This window comes from Paenibacillus sp. FSL K6-2393, from assembly GCF_038002545.1.
GTDB lineage: Bacteria > Bacillota > Bacilli > Paenibacillales > Paenibacillaceae > Paenibacillus.
The window spans coordinates 3,931,772-3,947,017 of record NZ_JBBOCU010000001.1; the positions used below are offsets into that span (position 1 = coordinate 3,931,772).

At 43.2% G+C, this 15,246-nt stretch carries 16 protein-coding genes; 4 read left to right on the forward strand and 12 right to left on the reverse strand.

The features are described from left to right. Window positions 1-11: 11 nt before the first annotated feature. The 4 genes from MHI14_RS17295 to MHI14_RS17310 all read right to left on the reverse strand — a co-directional run bounded on the left by MHI14_RS17295 (window position 12) and on the right by MHI14_RS17310 (window position 3,565). Complete coding sequence (locus tag MHI14_RS17295; protein WP_091030940.1) at window positions 12-899, reverse strand: carbohydrate ABC transporter permease; 888 nt, start codon at window positions 897-899, stop codon at window positions 12-14. Window positions 900-915: 16 nt separating this feature from the next. Next, window positions 916-1,905 (reverse strand): ABC transporter permease, encoded by a 990-nt coding sequence (locus MHI14_RS17300; protein ID WP_206105737.1) that lies wholly within the window; start codon window positions 1,903-1,905, stop codon window positions 916-918. Between the two features lie 112 nt (window positions 1,906-2,017). Continuing rightward, the gene (locus tag MHI14_RS17305) at window positions 2,018-3,040 is read right to left on the reverse strand and encodes a LacI family DNA-binding transcriptional regulator (RefSeq protein WP_076330992.1); all 1,023 of its coding nucleotides are present in this window, start codon (window positions 3,038-3,040) and stop codon (window positions 2,018-2,020) included. A gap of 180 nt (window positions 3,041-3,220) precedes the next feature. Further along, window positions 3,221-3,565 carry a thioredoxin family protein gene (locus MHI14_RS17310; RefSeq protein ID WP_341130874.1) on the reverse strand — a complete coding sequence of 115 codons (345 nt, stop codon included), beginning with the start codon at window positions 3,563-3,565 and terminating at the stop codon, window positions 3,221-3,223. Between the two features lie 118 nt (window positions 3,566-3,683). On the opposite strand from MHI14_RS17310, the gene MHI14_RS17315 reads away from it, so the two are divergent. Next, on the forward strand, window positions 3,684-3,821 hold the full coding sequence (locus MHI14_RS17315; RefSeq protein WP_167350856.1) for a hypothetical protein: 138 nt from the start codon (window positions 3,684-3,686) through the stop codon (window positions 3,819-3,821). 79 nt (window positions 3,822-3,900) lie between these two features. Here MHI14_RS17315 and MHI14_RS17320 read toward each other — a convergent pair whose 3' ends face one another. Both MHI14_RS17320 and MHI14_RS17325 read right to left on the reverse strand, forming a co-directional pair. Then, the gene (locus MHI14_RS17320; protein ID WP_036608336.1) at window positions 3,901-4,194 is read right to left on the reverse strand and encodes a DUF3817 domain-containing protein; all 294 of its coding nucleotides are present in this window, start codon (window positions 4,192-4,194) and stop codon (window positions 3,901-3,903) included. A 205-nt stretch (window positions 4,195-4,399) separates the two neighbouring features. Beyond that, complete coding sequence (locus MHI14_RS17325) at window positions 4,400-5,368, reverse strand: LacI family DNA-binding transcriptional regulator (protein WP_341130875.1); 969 nt, start codon at window positions 5,366-5,368, stop codon at window positions 4,400-4,402. Between the two features lie 341 nt (window positions 5,369-5,709). On the opposite strand from MHI14_RS17325, the gene MHI14_RS17330 reads away from it, so the two are divergent. Beyond that, complete coding sequence (locus MHI14_RS17330) at window positions 5,710-7,143, forward strand: glycoside hydrolase family 1 protein (protein ID WP_341130876.1); 1,434 nt, start codon at window positions 5,710-5,712, stop codon at window positions 7,141-7,143. Window positions 7,144-7,336: 193 nt separating this feature from the next. Here MHI14_RS17330 and MHI14_RS17335 read toward each other — a convergent pair whose 3' ends face one another. The 4 genes from MHI14_RS17335 to MHI14_RS17350 form a co-directional block, all read right to left on the reverse strand. After that, a complete protein-coding gene (locus tag MHI14_RS17335; RefSeq protein WP_289392767.1) occupies window positions 7,337-7,939 on the reverse strand; it encodes a sugar O-acetyltransferase in 603 nt (200 codons plus the stop codon). 38 nt (window positions 7,940-7,977) lie between these two features. Continuing rightward, window positions 7,978-8,544 carry a sugar O-acetyltransferase gene (locus tag MHI14_RS17340; protein ID WP_341130877.1) on the reverse strand — a complete coding sequence of 189 codons (567 nt, stop codon included), beginning with the start codon at window positions 8,542-8,544 and terminating at the stop codon, window positions 7,978-7,980. Window positions 8,545-8,763: 219 nt separating this feature from the next. Then, a complete protein-coding gene (locus tag MHI14_RS17345) occupies window positions 8,764-9,927 on the reverse strand; it encodes an MFS transporter (protein ID WP_133384624.1) in 1,164 nt (387 codons plus the stop codon). Between the two features lie 126 nt (window positions 9,928-10,053). Further along, window positions 10,054-10,806 carry a TrmB family transcriptional regulator gene (locus tag MHI14_RS17350; protein WP_091030952.1) on the reverse strand — a complete coding sequence of 251 codons (753 nt, stop codon included), beginning with the start codon at window positions 10,804-10,806 and terminating at the stop codon, window positions 10,054-10,056. A gap of 206 nt (window positions 10,807-11,012) precedes the next feature. On the opposite strand from MHI14_RS17350, the gene MHI14_RS17355 reads away from it, so the two are divergent. Together MHI14_RS17355 and MHI14_RS17360 are read left to right on the forward strand one after the other, a co-directional pair. After that, on the forward strand, window positions 11,013-11,141 hold the full coding sequence (locus MHI14_RS17355) for a DUF4023 family protein (protein WP_047842809.1): 129 nt from the start codon (window positions 11,013-11,015) through the stop codon (window positions 11,139-11,141). Between the two features lie 95 nt (window positions 11,142-11,236). Beyond that, window positions 11,237-11,497 (forward strand): hypothetical protein, encoded by a 261-nt coding sequence (locus MHI14_RS17360; RefSeq protein ID WP_341130878.1) that lies wholly within the window; start codon window positions 11,237-11,239, stop codon window positions 11,495-11,497. Between the two features lie 81 nt (window positions 11,498-11,578). Here the strand turns inward: MHI14_RS17360 and MHI14_RS17365 are convergent, their stop codons facing one another. Together MHI14_RS17365 and MHI14_RS17370 are read right to left on the reverse strand one after the other, a co-directional pair. After that, on the reverse strand, window positions 11,579-13,222 hold the full coding sequence (locus tag MHI14_RS17365) for an extracellular solute-binding protein (protein ID WP_341130879.1): 1,644 nt from the start codon (window positions 13,220-13,222) through the stop codon (window positions 11,579-11,581). A gap of 342 nt (window positions 13,223-13,564) precedes the next feature. Beyond that, on the reverse strand, window positions 13,565-15,244 hold the full coding sequence (locus MHI14_RS17370) for a response regulator (RefSeq protein WP_341130880.1): 1,680 nt from the start codon (window positions 15,242-15,244) through the stop codon (window positions 13,565-13,567). Window positions 15,245-15,246: the final 2 nt, after the last annotated feature.

Here is a 15,246-nt window from a genome sequence, read left to right on the forward strand (position 1 = left end):
ATTTGTTGCTCCTATTCCTTGACCGCTCCGAGCATCATTCCCGAGATAAAGTATCTCTGAACGATGGGATAGATCAGCACGATAGGGAGTGTTGTTATGACAATGGTGGCTAGCTGCACACCTTTGGTCGTTGTTTCAATAACAGCCGAACCCCCGACATTTTGCATGGATTGTGTCTGTGACTGAACGATAATCTCATACAACATCATCTGGAGTGGATACAGTGACTGATCAGTAATGTATAACTTGGTTGTCATGAAGTCGTTCCATTGCCCCACCCCATTAAATAGCGCAATTGTAGCCATGGCAGGCATGGAGAGTGGAATAAAGATTTTCAGGAAAATATGCCAATCCCCAGCACCGTCAATCTTGGCCGATTCTTCCAGAGAATCCGGGACATTCCGGAAGAAATTCATCAGAATCACGACATCATAGAAGCTGAATAACGCCGGGATAATGTACACCCAGAAGCTGTTAAGCAGGCCAAGTGATTTGATTAACAGGTATGTCGGGATCATGCCGCCCGAGAAGAACATTGTAATAACACCCATGGCAACGTATAATTTACGGCCTCTTATGTACTTTTTGCTCAGACCGTAACCAACCATGGCACAGAAGAACACATGTGTAACAACGCCAATCGTTGTTTTGGACACTGATATGAAGAATGCCTGCCAGATGCCCTGATCATTGAATACGGCTCTGTAATTCTCCAGCGAGAATTCCGGTGACCAGAAGATGAACCCACCTTCCGCCAGTGCCTTGCCTGAACTAAAGGAAGAGATGATGACATTCCAGAGTGGAACCAGAATAACGACCGTACAGATGACTAACAAAATCATGTTTAACGTATCAAAGATCCGACTATCGAGATCTTCTTTTGCCACCTTTCCATTCACGCGGGATGCCTCCTTCTTACAACACAGATTGATTATCGTTTAATTTGCTTGTGATTTTGTTTGCCGTGACGAGTAGAATGACAGAAATGATTGAGACACCCAAGCCAACGGCCGTTGCATATGAAAAGTCACCCTGAGACATCCCCATACGATAGACGTACGAATTGATGACTTCCGCTTTGTCGCGGTTCTGGGAGTTCATGAGCACCAGGGTCTGATCCAGATTCGACCCTAATAAACCGCTTACAGTTAGAATCAGATTTAGGCTGATGATTGATCTCATATTAGGTAATGTGATATTCCAGATCTGTCTGAGACGGCTTGCACCATCGATTTTGGCCGCTTCATAATACGTAGGATCAATCTTTGCCATGATCGCCAGATACAGAATCGTTCCCCAACCTGCTTCTTTCCAAATATCCGATAACGTAGCAATCCACCAGTACTTGCCTGCATCCAGCAAGATGTTCTGCGGTTGCGAGATCACTCCCAGACTAAGCAATAATTGATTAAATAACCCCGTGGTTGAAAACCAGGTGATCAGCATTCCCCCAAGTACAATCCAGGACAAAAAGTGAGGTAAATATGAAACCGTTTGCACAAACTTCTTGAATCGTCCGCTGTTTAACTCGTAGATCATGATCGCGAGAATGATCGGAATGACAAACCCGATACCTAATTTCAAGAAACTGATCCCCAGCGTATTCACAACTGCATCCCAGAAGTATTTGTCTGATAAAATGATTCTGAAATTATCCAGCCCTACCCAAGGAGCGGTAGCCAGCGTATCAATGACCGTGTAATTTTTGAAAGCAATCGTCAAACCGTAAATCGGGATATAACAGAAAATAATCATAAAGATAATGCCCGGGATAATCATCGATTGAATCTCCCATTGTCTCCGATAATCGACTATGAATTCTTTAATCCGTTGTCCGATGGGTTTCTTCCCGTTGGGACTGATCGTATTTTTACCGGTTGATGTCTCTACGGCTAATTTATCCACGTTTTTTTACTCCCCTCCATCATGCATGTTTATAAAAACGTTTTTATTTTTCGACATAAAAAACCCCTTTGTTTTTATTTATGTAAAAAAAGACCGGAGAAGATGCGTCAGCTTATGTACGATAATCTTTCCGGTCGATCTTCACATGGCTTGAACCTCTCACCACCAGCTCACCCGCCAATTTCTGTGCAGCCCCTTGTTCTTTCTCCTTGATCATACCCACCAGTTGATTGATTGCCAGGATACCCTGTCTTGCAATTTGATTTCTTACTGTTGTAAGCGGTGGAGAAAAATACTGTGCGATATCAATATCGTCAAAACCCACGACGCTAACATCTTGAGGCACTTCAAAGCCCTCAGACTTCAACGCATGCATACAGCCAATTGCACTCAAGTCATTCCCTGCAAGAAATGCATCAGGCCGCTTGCCGGGGTGTAAATGAAGAAAAGATTTTATCGCACTATACGTGCTCTCCTCCTCAAAGTACCCTTGTATAATGTAATCTTCATCGATTGGAAGCTGGTATTCACGCAAGGCAGCCAGATAGCCATCCCTACGCTGTACACTGTCAAACATCGTGTCCACACCCGAAATATAAGCAATTTTCTTGTGCCCCAGCCCAATTAAATACTTGGTTGCTTCATAAGCCGCCACATACGAGTCAAAAATGACACTTCCCATCGTATCGCTCTGATAGACCCGATCCAGAAAAACAGCCTTGATCTTGTCTTTCTCCATGGCGATAATATCTTGCTCATCGATCCTAAGCTCTTCGTAGATAATGACACCATCCACCCGCCGACCCAGAATATTACTCATAATAACGTGTTTATCCTTGGTCACAAATACATTCAAACCATACCCAAGACGATCACATTCGCGAGACATCGACTCTACCAGCTTATAGAAATACGGACCCGATACACTTGTGGTGAAAAAACCGAGCATTTTGGTTTGACCGGACTTCAACAGCTTGCCATTCAGATTGGGCACATAATTTAAACGCTCTGCCACCTTAAGAACATGTGATTTTGTCTCCGGGTTCAAGACATCCACACCATTCAAGGCGTTGGAGACCGTAGATATGGATACGCCCGCTTCCCTTGCTACATCTTTAATCGTTATCTTTGCCATAAGTTTTGTTCCTTTACTATAAAAACGTTTTTATAATGTTTAAATTATCATAAAACCGTTTTCATGGCAACACTTTAATTTGCGAGTTCAAGCATCATGTACTTTATTCATAGCTATATGCCACTGCGGGCGCAAAAAAACGGCTCATGTATGAGCCGCCGTTCATGAAGCTTTAGCTTTCTATTCCTCATCTTGGACATACATGGAGTGAATCTGTCGCAGCTGCTCTTCCAGACGTTCCAAGCGAACAAAACGATCCGCTCGAATATATTCCTTCTGCTCCACAAGCATGATCATTGTTGGAACGGTAAAAATAAGAAACTTGGATGCAACCTCTTCCACTTCGTTAGCATTAATGTGACCGAGGTATATGGATGGATAAGGTTCAAGCAACGCCCTGATCTTGGGGAGTAAAGCGTGACATACACTGCAATCTGGACGAGATACATACAAAAAAACCAATTCATGTTGTTGAATAGCTTCTTCAACCATTTCTATGGATGTTAACTCATGAATATCTTTCATAGAACCTCAACCCTTTCAGTCATTCAATAGCTTGCTCATTTAAACTTTTTCTTTTCAAGTATAGCCTATGTGCGTTAGAATCAAATGGAATATATCCCCATATGAAAGAGGTTATGGTATGAAAAAATCATTCTTGTTTCTGTTCACTGCGCTGGTAGTTGTTACTTCCTTCTCGGCGTATGCACCTGTGTCGAATGCCTCTGGCGATATTGGAGTCAGCTTATTGTCTGATCGTCAACAAGGTACAGTAAAGTAGTACTTGTACAGAAAGTAACAGGCGACAATTCGGATAACATCTGAATTAGTCGCCTGCTTTCATTTATTCTTATAGATTTTTATTTCCAATCTCTCTTCCGAAGATAAGATTCAAATACAAAAGTTCCAAACGGCAGTAGACCGGCGAGTCCACCCATCAGCCAACGCGTTATCTTCCACTTTTTGACCAGAGCCAAGTGAACTAGCGCAATAAGGTACAAAGGAAACAAAATACCATGAATCATGCCCATTACGGCTACAGCGGAAGAGATATCTGCAAAATATTTCAGAGGCATAGCAATAAAAATCAACAGAAGTAAGGATACACCCTCCCATATGCCCGCAATTCTGAATCGGCCTGTCACTGTCTTCATAAAGTCCATTCTCACCTTTCCCGCTAATCGTTTGTGAAATATGTAACTTGTAACATGATACAAAAACCTCACGCCACATCTCCGTACAGATATGTCGTTCTGAAGCTCATATTCAGTATAACGTATGTGTCCGATTCGAAGATGCTTCAAATTTGAATAATTATTGAATCCATAAAACCAGATTTCCACATCAGGTCTTATGGATTCAAGTTGTCTCACGCTCAATCAGCTGATATGTCAACTGTTCAGACTGCAACTCCGTTTTACCCAATACAGCCCACAAGTGATGGAAAGCCTGGGTGGCTTGCTCCGCAATCGGATTGTGTATGGTCGTGATTCCAAGAACACGGGAAAGCTCGATATCATCAAACCCCACAATGGCGAGTTGTTCTGGTACCTGAATACTTCGTCTGCGTGCTTCACTCAGAATACCGATGGCTGCATAATCATTCGAACATAATACGGCCTGTGGAAGTTCTGGTCCCTCAGCCATTCTTCGCATCGCTTCTTCGCCGTCGGAGGAGCTAAATACGGAATATTGATATGCTTCAGTCCACACATGCAACCCTCTGCTCTTCATGAAAGATTCATAGGCTTTACGGCGGCTCTGGGTATTCAAACTTTCAGCCCTGCCAAATGCATTTGCAATTCGGGTGTATCCTCTTGATACCAGATGCTCCAGAGCTAACTTATACCCTTCTGCCTGATCCATCGCGACAGACGGAATCTCGTCATTCCCCATTCGCTGCCAGGAGACAATGGGTCCATACTCCATATAAGCCTTTAATTTCCGAGGATCATTGACACAAGCAATAATAACTAGCCCATCAACTCGTTTACTGCGCAGATCTTCGAATGCCTGTAATTCAATCTCTGGATCTCCACGGGATGTATAGATAATCGTCTGAAACCCAAAATCCATGGCTGTATCAATGAATTGATTCATGAATGTAAGAATAATCTCACCTGTGGTAGAAGTCACAATTCCAATCTGCTTTGTTTGCCCTGTCGATAACGATACCGCATTTCGGTTGGGAATATAATTCAACTGTTTCATAATATCCGTTATGATCTGTCTTGCTTCATCACTAACATGCGGAGAATGATTAATCACGCGTGACACTGTCGCCTTTGAGTAACCCGACCGCTTCATAATTTCATCAAACTTGGACATCGGAGACTCCCTTCTTGCTAACGAACTATAGAATAATAGTATGCCTCAGATCTGGGTCAAAAGTAAAACTTGACGTGTAACCCGTTACAACGTTTAAGCTTTTTTTATGTCATATATGAATCATCTTAAAGTGCGTGTTCAAAAAGACCGGTTTTCAGTACCGAGAAGATGGGATGAAGCTAGAAATGGAGTAGCAGAGCGTAGGGAAAACTACGTGAGCAACGGACATTTCGGCTGAATGCCATATTCGATGCAGATGATGCCGTTAGGCATCCTTTGTAATCAAAAGCGGGCTTTTCGAACAACCTCTTAAAATCAATTTGATGAATGGAGCGATACACATGATTAACTCTCAAAATCAAACCTATCAATTCCCGGAAAATTTCCTGTGGGGTGGCGCAATTGCAGCCAATCAGGCTGAAGGTGCATACAATCAAGGCGGCAAAGGATTATCTACTCAAGATGTAGCTCCCAAAGGTATCATGGGCCCAATCACGGAAGAACCAACCGAAGATAACATGAAACTGATCGGTATTGATTTATACCATCGCTATAAGGAAGATGTGAAACTGTTTGCCGAGATGGGCTTCAAGGTATTCCGTACTTCCATCGCCTGGTCCCGGATTTTCCCAAAAGGGGACGAGCTGGAACCAAATGAAGAAGGGCTGAAATTCTACGACGATCTGTTTGACGAGTGTCACAAATATGGGATCGAACCTCTGGTTACACTATCCCACTATGAGACACCTCTTCACTTGTCCAAAGAATACGACGGCTGGGTTAACCGAAAAATGGTTGGATTCTATGAGCGTTATGTAACTGCCGTATTTAAACGTTATAAAAACAAGGTAAAATATTGGCTTACTTTTAACGAAATCAATTCGATCCTTGAAGCACCATTCATGAGCGGTGGCATCTATACGCCGAAGGAGAAGCTCAGCAAACAAGATCTGTATCAAGCGATCCATCATGAGTTTGTAGCCAGTGCCTCCGCTGTGAAGCTCTGTCATGAGATCATTCCTACAGCACAGATTGGTTGTATGATGCTCAGTATGCCGACCTACCCGCTGACACCAAATCCAGACGATATGATCAAAGTCATGGAATTCGAGCACAGCAACTATTTCTTCGGTGATGTACACGTAAGAGGTCGCTACCCTGGTTATATGAAACGTTACTTCCGTGAAAATGGAATTGAGATTCAGATGGAAGCTGGCGACGAGGAAATGTTGCTGAATACGGTAGACTTTATCTCTTTCAGTTATTACATGAGTATCTGTCAGACAGCAGACCCGGAGAAACAAATCGCAGGTGAAGGTAATCTGCTTGGGGGTGTACCTAACCCTTATCTGCCAGCAAGTGAATGGGGATGGCAGATTGATCCGCAAGGATTGCGTTATGTCCTTAACATGTTCTATGACCGCTATCAAAAACCACTGTTTATTGTAGAAAATGGTCTTGGTGCTGTTGATGAGTTGATCACGGGTGCTGACGGCGAGAAAACAGTTGAAGATGACTACCGCATCCAGTATCTGAATGATCATCTGGTTCAGGTTGGCGAAGCCATTGAAGATGGCGTTGAAATTATGGGTTATACATCATGGGGTTGCATTGATGTTGTCAGTGCATCTTCTGCCCAGTTGAAAAAACGTTATGGTTATATCTATGTGGATCGTCATGACGATGGATCAGGAACACTCGAACGTTATCGCAAGAAATCCTTCCATTGGTACAAAGAAGTGATCAGCAGTAACGGGAAAAGTTTGCAGCGTTAAGGATCTTTAAGCAAATGTAACAGATACATTCTTCTATCCCTCAGACAAATCACATGAAAAAGTGTCGGTTATACGATACCTTGGCATGTTTTCTGTCTGGGGGATTTATTTTTATTTTCAAAAAGAAACACCCGATGCTACACATCGGGCATTCTCATTAGCTACTATCACATTGTTCACTATTTATTCTTCACTATATGTTCTTCACTACATCCCTGCTGTACTTTGTTTTGTCTTCTTCCGTTATTTTGCGAATGACCCTGCAAGGATTACCCGCAGCAATCACGCCAGACGGTATACTCTTGGTGACTACGCTCCCTGCGCCGATGATCGTATTATCTCCAATCGTCACTCCGGCAAGAACCGTCACACCGCCACCGATCCACACATTATTGCCCACCGTGATGGGTCCAACGATCTCCAGACCTTCATTGCGCTGCTCAACATCATAAGGGTGGCCTGCAGTATAAAATCCGCAATTGGGAGCAACAAAAACGTTATCTCCAAAACTGATTTTTCCTCCATCCAGCATGACAATATTATGATTGCTATAGAAGTTCTCACCAATTTCAATATTATAGCCGTAATCACATACAAATGGCTGTTCAATCAGGAAACGGTCTGTCGTTTTCCCCAGCAGTTTCTTGATTAACGCTTCTCTTTCATTAATCTTCCCTGGATGAAGCTGGTTGTATTCGTAACAAAGCCCTTTGGCATGTAAACGCTCTTCAATTAACTCTTGATCATAATTGGCGTTATACAAGAGCCCTAATTGGGATTTCTCTTTTTCAGTCATCATTTCGTAAGCACTTCCCATCTTCTGTCTAAAATAAATTAAAGCTCAATCTCTCTAATGATTCTAGCAGGATTACCGCCTACAATCATATTATCCGGAACATCCTTTGTAACCACCGACCCGGAAGCAATGACTACGTTGTCTCCAATGGTCACACCCGGATTAATAACGGCTCTACCACCAATCCATACATTATTGCCAATCGTGACTGGCTTGCCATATTCTGCACCCGTATTGCGTTCATGCGGATGGAGTGGATGAGTAGCCGTATAGATATGTACATCTGGCCCCATTAAGCAATGGTCTCCAATACGAACTTCACACACATCTAATATCGTACAGTTAAAATTGGTATAAAAATGATTGCCTACATGAATGTTATATCCATAATCCACATGAATATTAGGTTCCATACTCAGGTATTCACCTGTAGATCCCAACAGTTCCTTCAATAACTTGGTGCGTAGCTCACCGTCCGTTTCCGTCGTTTGATTAAACGTCCGCGTCATTTTCCTTGCATACTCTCTGTCCTCAGTCAATTGAAGATCCGAAGCCAAGTACAGCTCGCCATCCATCATTTTTTGTTTTTCCGTTTTCGTAGTCATGATCACCGCTCCCTCAATACACATCATGTAATTCAACATTAAATAACACTTTTAAAAACTCTTTTAATTATATAGATTACCATGAATTAAGCAAGTTTTGCTCGATATGAAAATGGTTTAATCTAGTGACGCGTACTCTAGCGAAACAGCAAAAAAACCTCTACACCCATTAAACTATGGGAATGCAGAGGTTCAAGCTTTTTGTCTAATTTCTTTATTCTAAGCAACCGCCTGAACGGTTTTTTCCTTAACGCTAATGGCATAGATGGCAGACACCAAACCAAGCAAAATCAGAACAGAACCAACCCATCCGGTGTTCAGAATCGATGAATGATCAATCACCATGCCGCCGATATAGGTACCCAGTGCAATACCTGCATGTGCAATACCTGAGTTGGTGCTGATTAGAGTTTCAGCTGTTTCCGGCGACGTTTTGATAATGAGACTATTCTGTACAGGTGTAACCGTCCAGCTCAGTGCACTCCAGATGCTTAACAGCAGCAAGAAGACGATCAAAGGCAAGCCCACACTGAACGGAATGACAGCCATACTCACGATAAAGGGAATCAGGACAATGACTATTGCTTTAGCAGGGTGCAGACGATCGGATAACATGCCCCCTATGCCTCCCCCTGCAACAGCGGCGATCCCAAACATCATATAGATAAAGGTAACCATCGTCGCGCTGGCACCCAGCGTTTCTTGCAGAAATGGTGTGAAATACGCATATAAAGTCAAGTGACCAGCAAGTACAAGCAAAGTCGTAGCATGGATCGCCAACATTTTTGGATTCCACAGAGCCGTAAGCTGTTTCTTCAAGGATACAGCAGGAATAGGCTGCACACGGTCCATTGCAATCCAGATGGCTACCATAACCACTGCAGTCAGAATAGCAATCAGCATAAACACCTCACGCCAACCTGCCAAGTTACCTACAAAGATACCAAGTGGTACACCCAGGATAAGTGATGCACTGCCTCCCATCGTAATAATCCCCACGGCGCGTCCTTTATACTGTGGTTCCACAATGCGCGCTGCAAGGGTCAGGGAGAGCACAAAAATAAGGGAACCTGTTGCGGCTCCGAGTGCTCTACCTGCCATCAGCATATAAAAGCTGGTACTGAACGCAGAGATCAGATTACTGATTAGAAATACAAGCAGCGTACACATATATACTTTTTTACGCTCGAATCTGGCCGTCATATTTAATAAAATCGGCGCAGACAACGCATAGACAAGTGAGAAAATAGAGATTAAATACCCGGCTTTCGCCAGGGAAAGATGAAGATCAGTAGCAATCAGGTCCAAAATTCCGCCCAAGATCAGTTCAACGGTTCCGACCACAAATGCTGCGATAGCAAGCACATATACTTTCTTATTCATTTTTGAATCCTCCTCAAAAGTTACAACTACGATAGTAACCCATAATAATGAAAGTTTCAATAGTTATTTTCATAATTGTTTTCAAACAAAAATATAACAAAAAAACTATCCTCCAAGAGAATAGTTTTAATAGATCAATCTGGTGAGCAGTTTCTCGATTTCAGCATCCTGTAACAGTTGGTCACCGTATTTTTTGGTAATCTGAGTAAGGGCAACATCATGGTAGAAATAATCAGTCATTGCTTTAACAATCGGTTTGGACATTGTCTTGATAGCTCGCCATGAATCGTGCTCCACACCGGCAAACAGCAAATACGCATGATCCACAATAAGCAGCTGTGAAGGTTCCGGTGCATCAAGCAATGGAATCAACGAGTATATCCGGTTTAAGGATGTCTCCATTCCCCCAACGGCAAGTACTTCAACGTACACGCCCTGCCTTTCCTTCTGCTCCAGCAGCTCACGATATTTCTCCATTCGCTCATTCCAGGCCAGAAAAAGTATCGATGAATCTGCTTCCTCGATAAGCTGTTCGATATTCGATGCGATCGACGACTCATCTTTTAACGTCCAGATATGTTCATCGGTGAATGTACGTTTGATTTTGTAACTTTTCAATTCCTCAATATCTTTCTCAAAATCAGCCTTGATCTTATGAATAATGGACTGTAGATCCACAGCCATATATAGTTTTTTCTTCCCATCCATCGTTGTCAGCACCGTTCCCTTGTCGATCAGGCGATTAAGTACTTCATAAATTTTAGCTTTGGGAACGTTGGAGTAATTTACAATCGATGTGGCATCAAGCGGTTCATCCTGCGCAAATATAGCCTCGTATACCTGACTTTCATATTGTGTAAACCCGAATTTCTGCAACATGGTTTGGATCGGCGCATCCCTTCTTAGTGTGTCTGATCTATCTAGTTTAGACGCATGAACTTCCCATGTCCAGTATGTCCCAACTGACCTAAGCATGTGGAATCAAAATTAAATTTAGCGATGTCACCAAAATAAAATCACTTTCCAGTGGTTATATTAACAATCGGGAATACACATTTTGCTTGTGGAAGGAGCTGTAATTTAAAATGGAAAGTACTCAAGATTTTGTGAAGAAAGTTAACGAAAATGCCGAAAAAGCGCGTCACAATAAAAACAACGGCAAGGGAACGCCAGGGGACAAGTTGCCATCGAAACAGCACTCTACGAATAAGTAGAGTCTATTTATTAAACATCATGTCTTCCGTCTAACACCCTTTTCTCTACTTTTCATCTACTATTAAGAACCTTTAATAGAAAAGAGATGATTAGTATGGCTCGTGTCAATGCTGTTCCACAACCGGATCTGGTATTAATTTATTGGTCTAGAAATCCGCTCATTCCCGGTTCTGCGCGCAGAATCCAAAGTGTACGCATGATTGGTAATACGTCTCCATGTACATTCACACTGGTTCCCGGTGCATTACTGATTAATGCATTAAACTGTTTGTTGGACAATGATATTGGATTCAAAGTGGTGTACCGCCAGAAAACGTCAGCGATCAGTGGAGTTCTGTTATTGAAACGCAAATGATCAGCATCAAAAAATGGTGCCTCCCTTTAGGAGCGCACCATTTTTTCATTTTTCATTCTTGGATTATATCAATTAGTCCTTCTATTGGTTAGCTGCGATGGTATCATTTACTTCTTGTGTGATCTGATCCCCGCCAAGTTTCTTCCAATTGGCTACAAAGTTATCAAACTCGTCAATTGACAAGTTACCATAGATGATTTTCAGAAACGTCTCGGCTCTCAGTTTATCCAGTGTTGCTTGCTTCGTATTCATTGTTCTCGTCGGTGCATAGATGAATTCATTCATGACAATAAGGTCGTTATCCCGATAATATTTAATCACACCTTGTGAACTCTCTGGGCCAAAGATACGCTCCATATGCCACTTGTCGAGATTCCCATTCCGATAATCCATAATATCGTCATAGAATAGCTTAGCTTCCAGTTCCAATCCTGACGTATCTCCTGTTTTGAGCGCCTGCTCTACTTCATCCTGTGCCTTCACATTTTTGTTGGCTGGCAGGTTGGAGACCGTTGCATTATGAAAACCAAGACCTGTCAGTCCATTTAAGTAAGCAGCCCGTTCTTCCTTGGCAGACTCACCGAACATTTTTTCAGCCTGGAAATTGAGCAACTTGATTAACGCTTCCGGATGCTCGTAGCCTTTGCGAACGGCAAATATACCGCCCAGACTAAGATGATTCTGTGTTTTTGCTGGTTGATCATCAATCGATTGAACCGGGTAAGCCATCCAGTCGATGTTTTTGTCTTTTTTGATCATGCTGCTAACCTGAAAAGGTGCCCATTGTGGCAGGAAGAACATGCCTGACTTGCCTGCATTCACATCCTCCATCATTTTAGCAAAATCCTTAACGCCAAATTCGGGATCAAGCACACCCTTCTGATACAGAGTCTGAAGCTCACGTAATCCTTCTTTCACTTCGGGTTGGATCGTCCCATTCACGACTTGACCTGAAGCATCCTTAATCCAGGTTTCGAGATAACCATGATAACCAAGCAAGAACGCGTTTATAGGTAAATCTTTGTTCAAGGCAATGCCGTACGTATCATCTTTGCCATTTCCGTCTGGATCTTCGAAGGTAAAGGCTTCTGCAATCTGGATAACATCCTGCATGGATTTGGGCGCTTCAAGACCGACCTTTTTCAGCCAATCCTGACGAATCCAGATCATATGCGAGGAATCCAGCGAGCCTGGAAAACTCACCATGGCGTATATTTTGCCATCCTTCGTTACCGGCTTCAAACCTGCTCCATCCTCAGCAGACATGAACTCCTTCACCAGTTCGGATGCATACTTGTCATATACTTCGGTCAGATCCTCCAGCATTCCCGCTTCATGCAGTTGTTCGAATTGAACAGCACTCACTTTCAGTACATCCGGCAGATCACCACTCGCCAGCGTGACATTCATCTTATCGTTATAATTGGCATCTGGAACAATCCATTCGTACGTTACATCAATACCGAGTTCATCCTTGTACCCTCTGGTCCAGATGTTATTGGCGTGTGTATCTCCTTGAGCGAGCGATTCTTTCCCCGTTTCATTCATGGTGGAAGTCAATTTAATGGGTGGGTCATATTTCGTAAGTGGTCCTCCCGCATCCTGCTGTGTGTTCGACTCAGCTTCCTTCTCGGCACTTCCCGCACCAGACGAACAGGCAGCAAGTGTGGTGGCCAGTACCATGGTTAATGTTAATAATGAGAACTTCTTGAATGATATATTCATGCGAATCCCCCTTTTTTCTCCTCCCGTGAGGTATATAAGATGAACTATAAATATTAAACATCCACTCCGATAGCAGAATAACCTTCCGATCACTGTTATCCCCAGATTTCCTTTATCCCTTTTTCCAAGGGAGAAATCTGTTGATAAAGGCGAGTTTATGCTTACGAAGTAGCTTTCCACAGAAAGCTTTTAGCTCCGCTTCTTCAGATTCTTTCTGCTCTCTCCGTTCATGGTTTAATTGTATTCATCTTATATATATTTTTATTTTATAAAGAAAGCGCTATCACTTCGAGTGTATCCCGTTGACATCTGGTATCTTTGATTTACCATTTGAGACATCATCTAACTTTTCTGATCCCGATACTCTTGAGGGGTGCAGCCTGTTGCTTTTTTGAAGAAACGATAAAAATAATGCTGATCACTAAATCCAACTTTCGCGGATATTTCATGCATCTTGCAGGAAGAACCCAGAAGCAACTCTTTGCTTCGCTCCACTCTGCGGTCATGGATGTAGTCGGATATGCCTTTGCCTGTAATTCGTTTGTACCAACGCGACAGATAAGAAGGGTTAAGAGAAACTTCCTGTGCGATCCGTGTGAGTGAGAGGTCATCCTCCAGATGGTGCTTGATATAATGATGGATCGTGATCAGAATCTGTGATTGGTCGTTCAGGCGGGCATCGCTTCGTTTGGAGATCATCCATTCGTATGCCGATTGATAAAAGATGACCAGATCGGTCCATGCGGTATGAATATCAAAATGTAACATTCGGGACAGCGATATTTCTTCCATTGCCGATTCATATAACCCCAGTTCATGCAGGACTTCAATGAGTACACTCGCTGCACCCGTATACGTTTTCATGCGAAAAAACGGATCCGGAAGTCCCTCCTTCGCTGCCTCGGTCCATTTATGGAAGGACTCTATCCATTCCCGATCCCCGGCGGTTATTCGCTGTTTGATCTGATCCAGATGCAGCGTTACAACACCCTGTTGATTCATAATGCTAGGGGTGTAAGGTAATTCATCCTGGATATTTACACGCAGTAGCTTCTCCATCCCAAGCCCGGGACTCTCATGAATCGACAGGCGTAACTGCCCGATTGCCTGATTAACCCTGCTCCACTCTACCGCCTGCTCGCTGACCATAATGGATACAGACAGGTTCAAGCAGTCCGCACAGGATTGCTGCACAGACTCCAATGTGCCATAGACAAAACGAAGGGTCTGTACCCAGCTATCCAGCTGAGTCCCTCGTTCCACTTGTGTAGTAGACACATGTGAATGAAGCTCTTCCTGCGGTTGAATAAAACACGCGATGACCTGAGCGTCCAGATCAATCGCCTTCACCTTAGCCTTGTCTTGCAGCAGCTCCTCCGCAACATTGGCAACGGCATAGCGGATGAGACTGCGATCCGCCTGAGATTGATAGTTGTTCCACTCCTCTACCCGGATGATCACTGGAATAACGAGTTGATCGGATTCGAAAGGTAGCTGCACAGCATCCAGTTCTTCTTGAAGTGAAACAATATCATGTCTATCCGTTCGCTTAAGCACATCCAGCAGCAATTGACGCTGTAACTGGGGCAGCGCTCGTGGCAATTTACTGCGAAACCAGGCAGCTTGGTAGCGAAAATCATTCTCTTCCGAGATCTGTGTTAATGCCCGTTCTACCGCAGCCCGAATGTGATTCATGCCCTCTGTCTTTAACAGATAATCAACAACGCAAGGATTGCGAATGGCTTGGTGTGCATAATCGAATTCGTTATGACCTGTCAGCAAGAGAACTTTGCATCGTGGCCACCGGTCCATAATCTGCTCAATCAACTGCATGCCATCCATGCCAGGCATACAGATATCACTGAGTACAATATCAATCTTGACCGAGTTCAGCCAATCGATGGCTTCAAAGGCAGAGTATGCTTTAATAATCTCCATATCCTGCAAGTTCGCCTTTTGAAAGAAAGCATACAATCCATCCAAAATAACGGGTTCATCATCTACAATAAGCATCCGCTGCATAT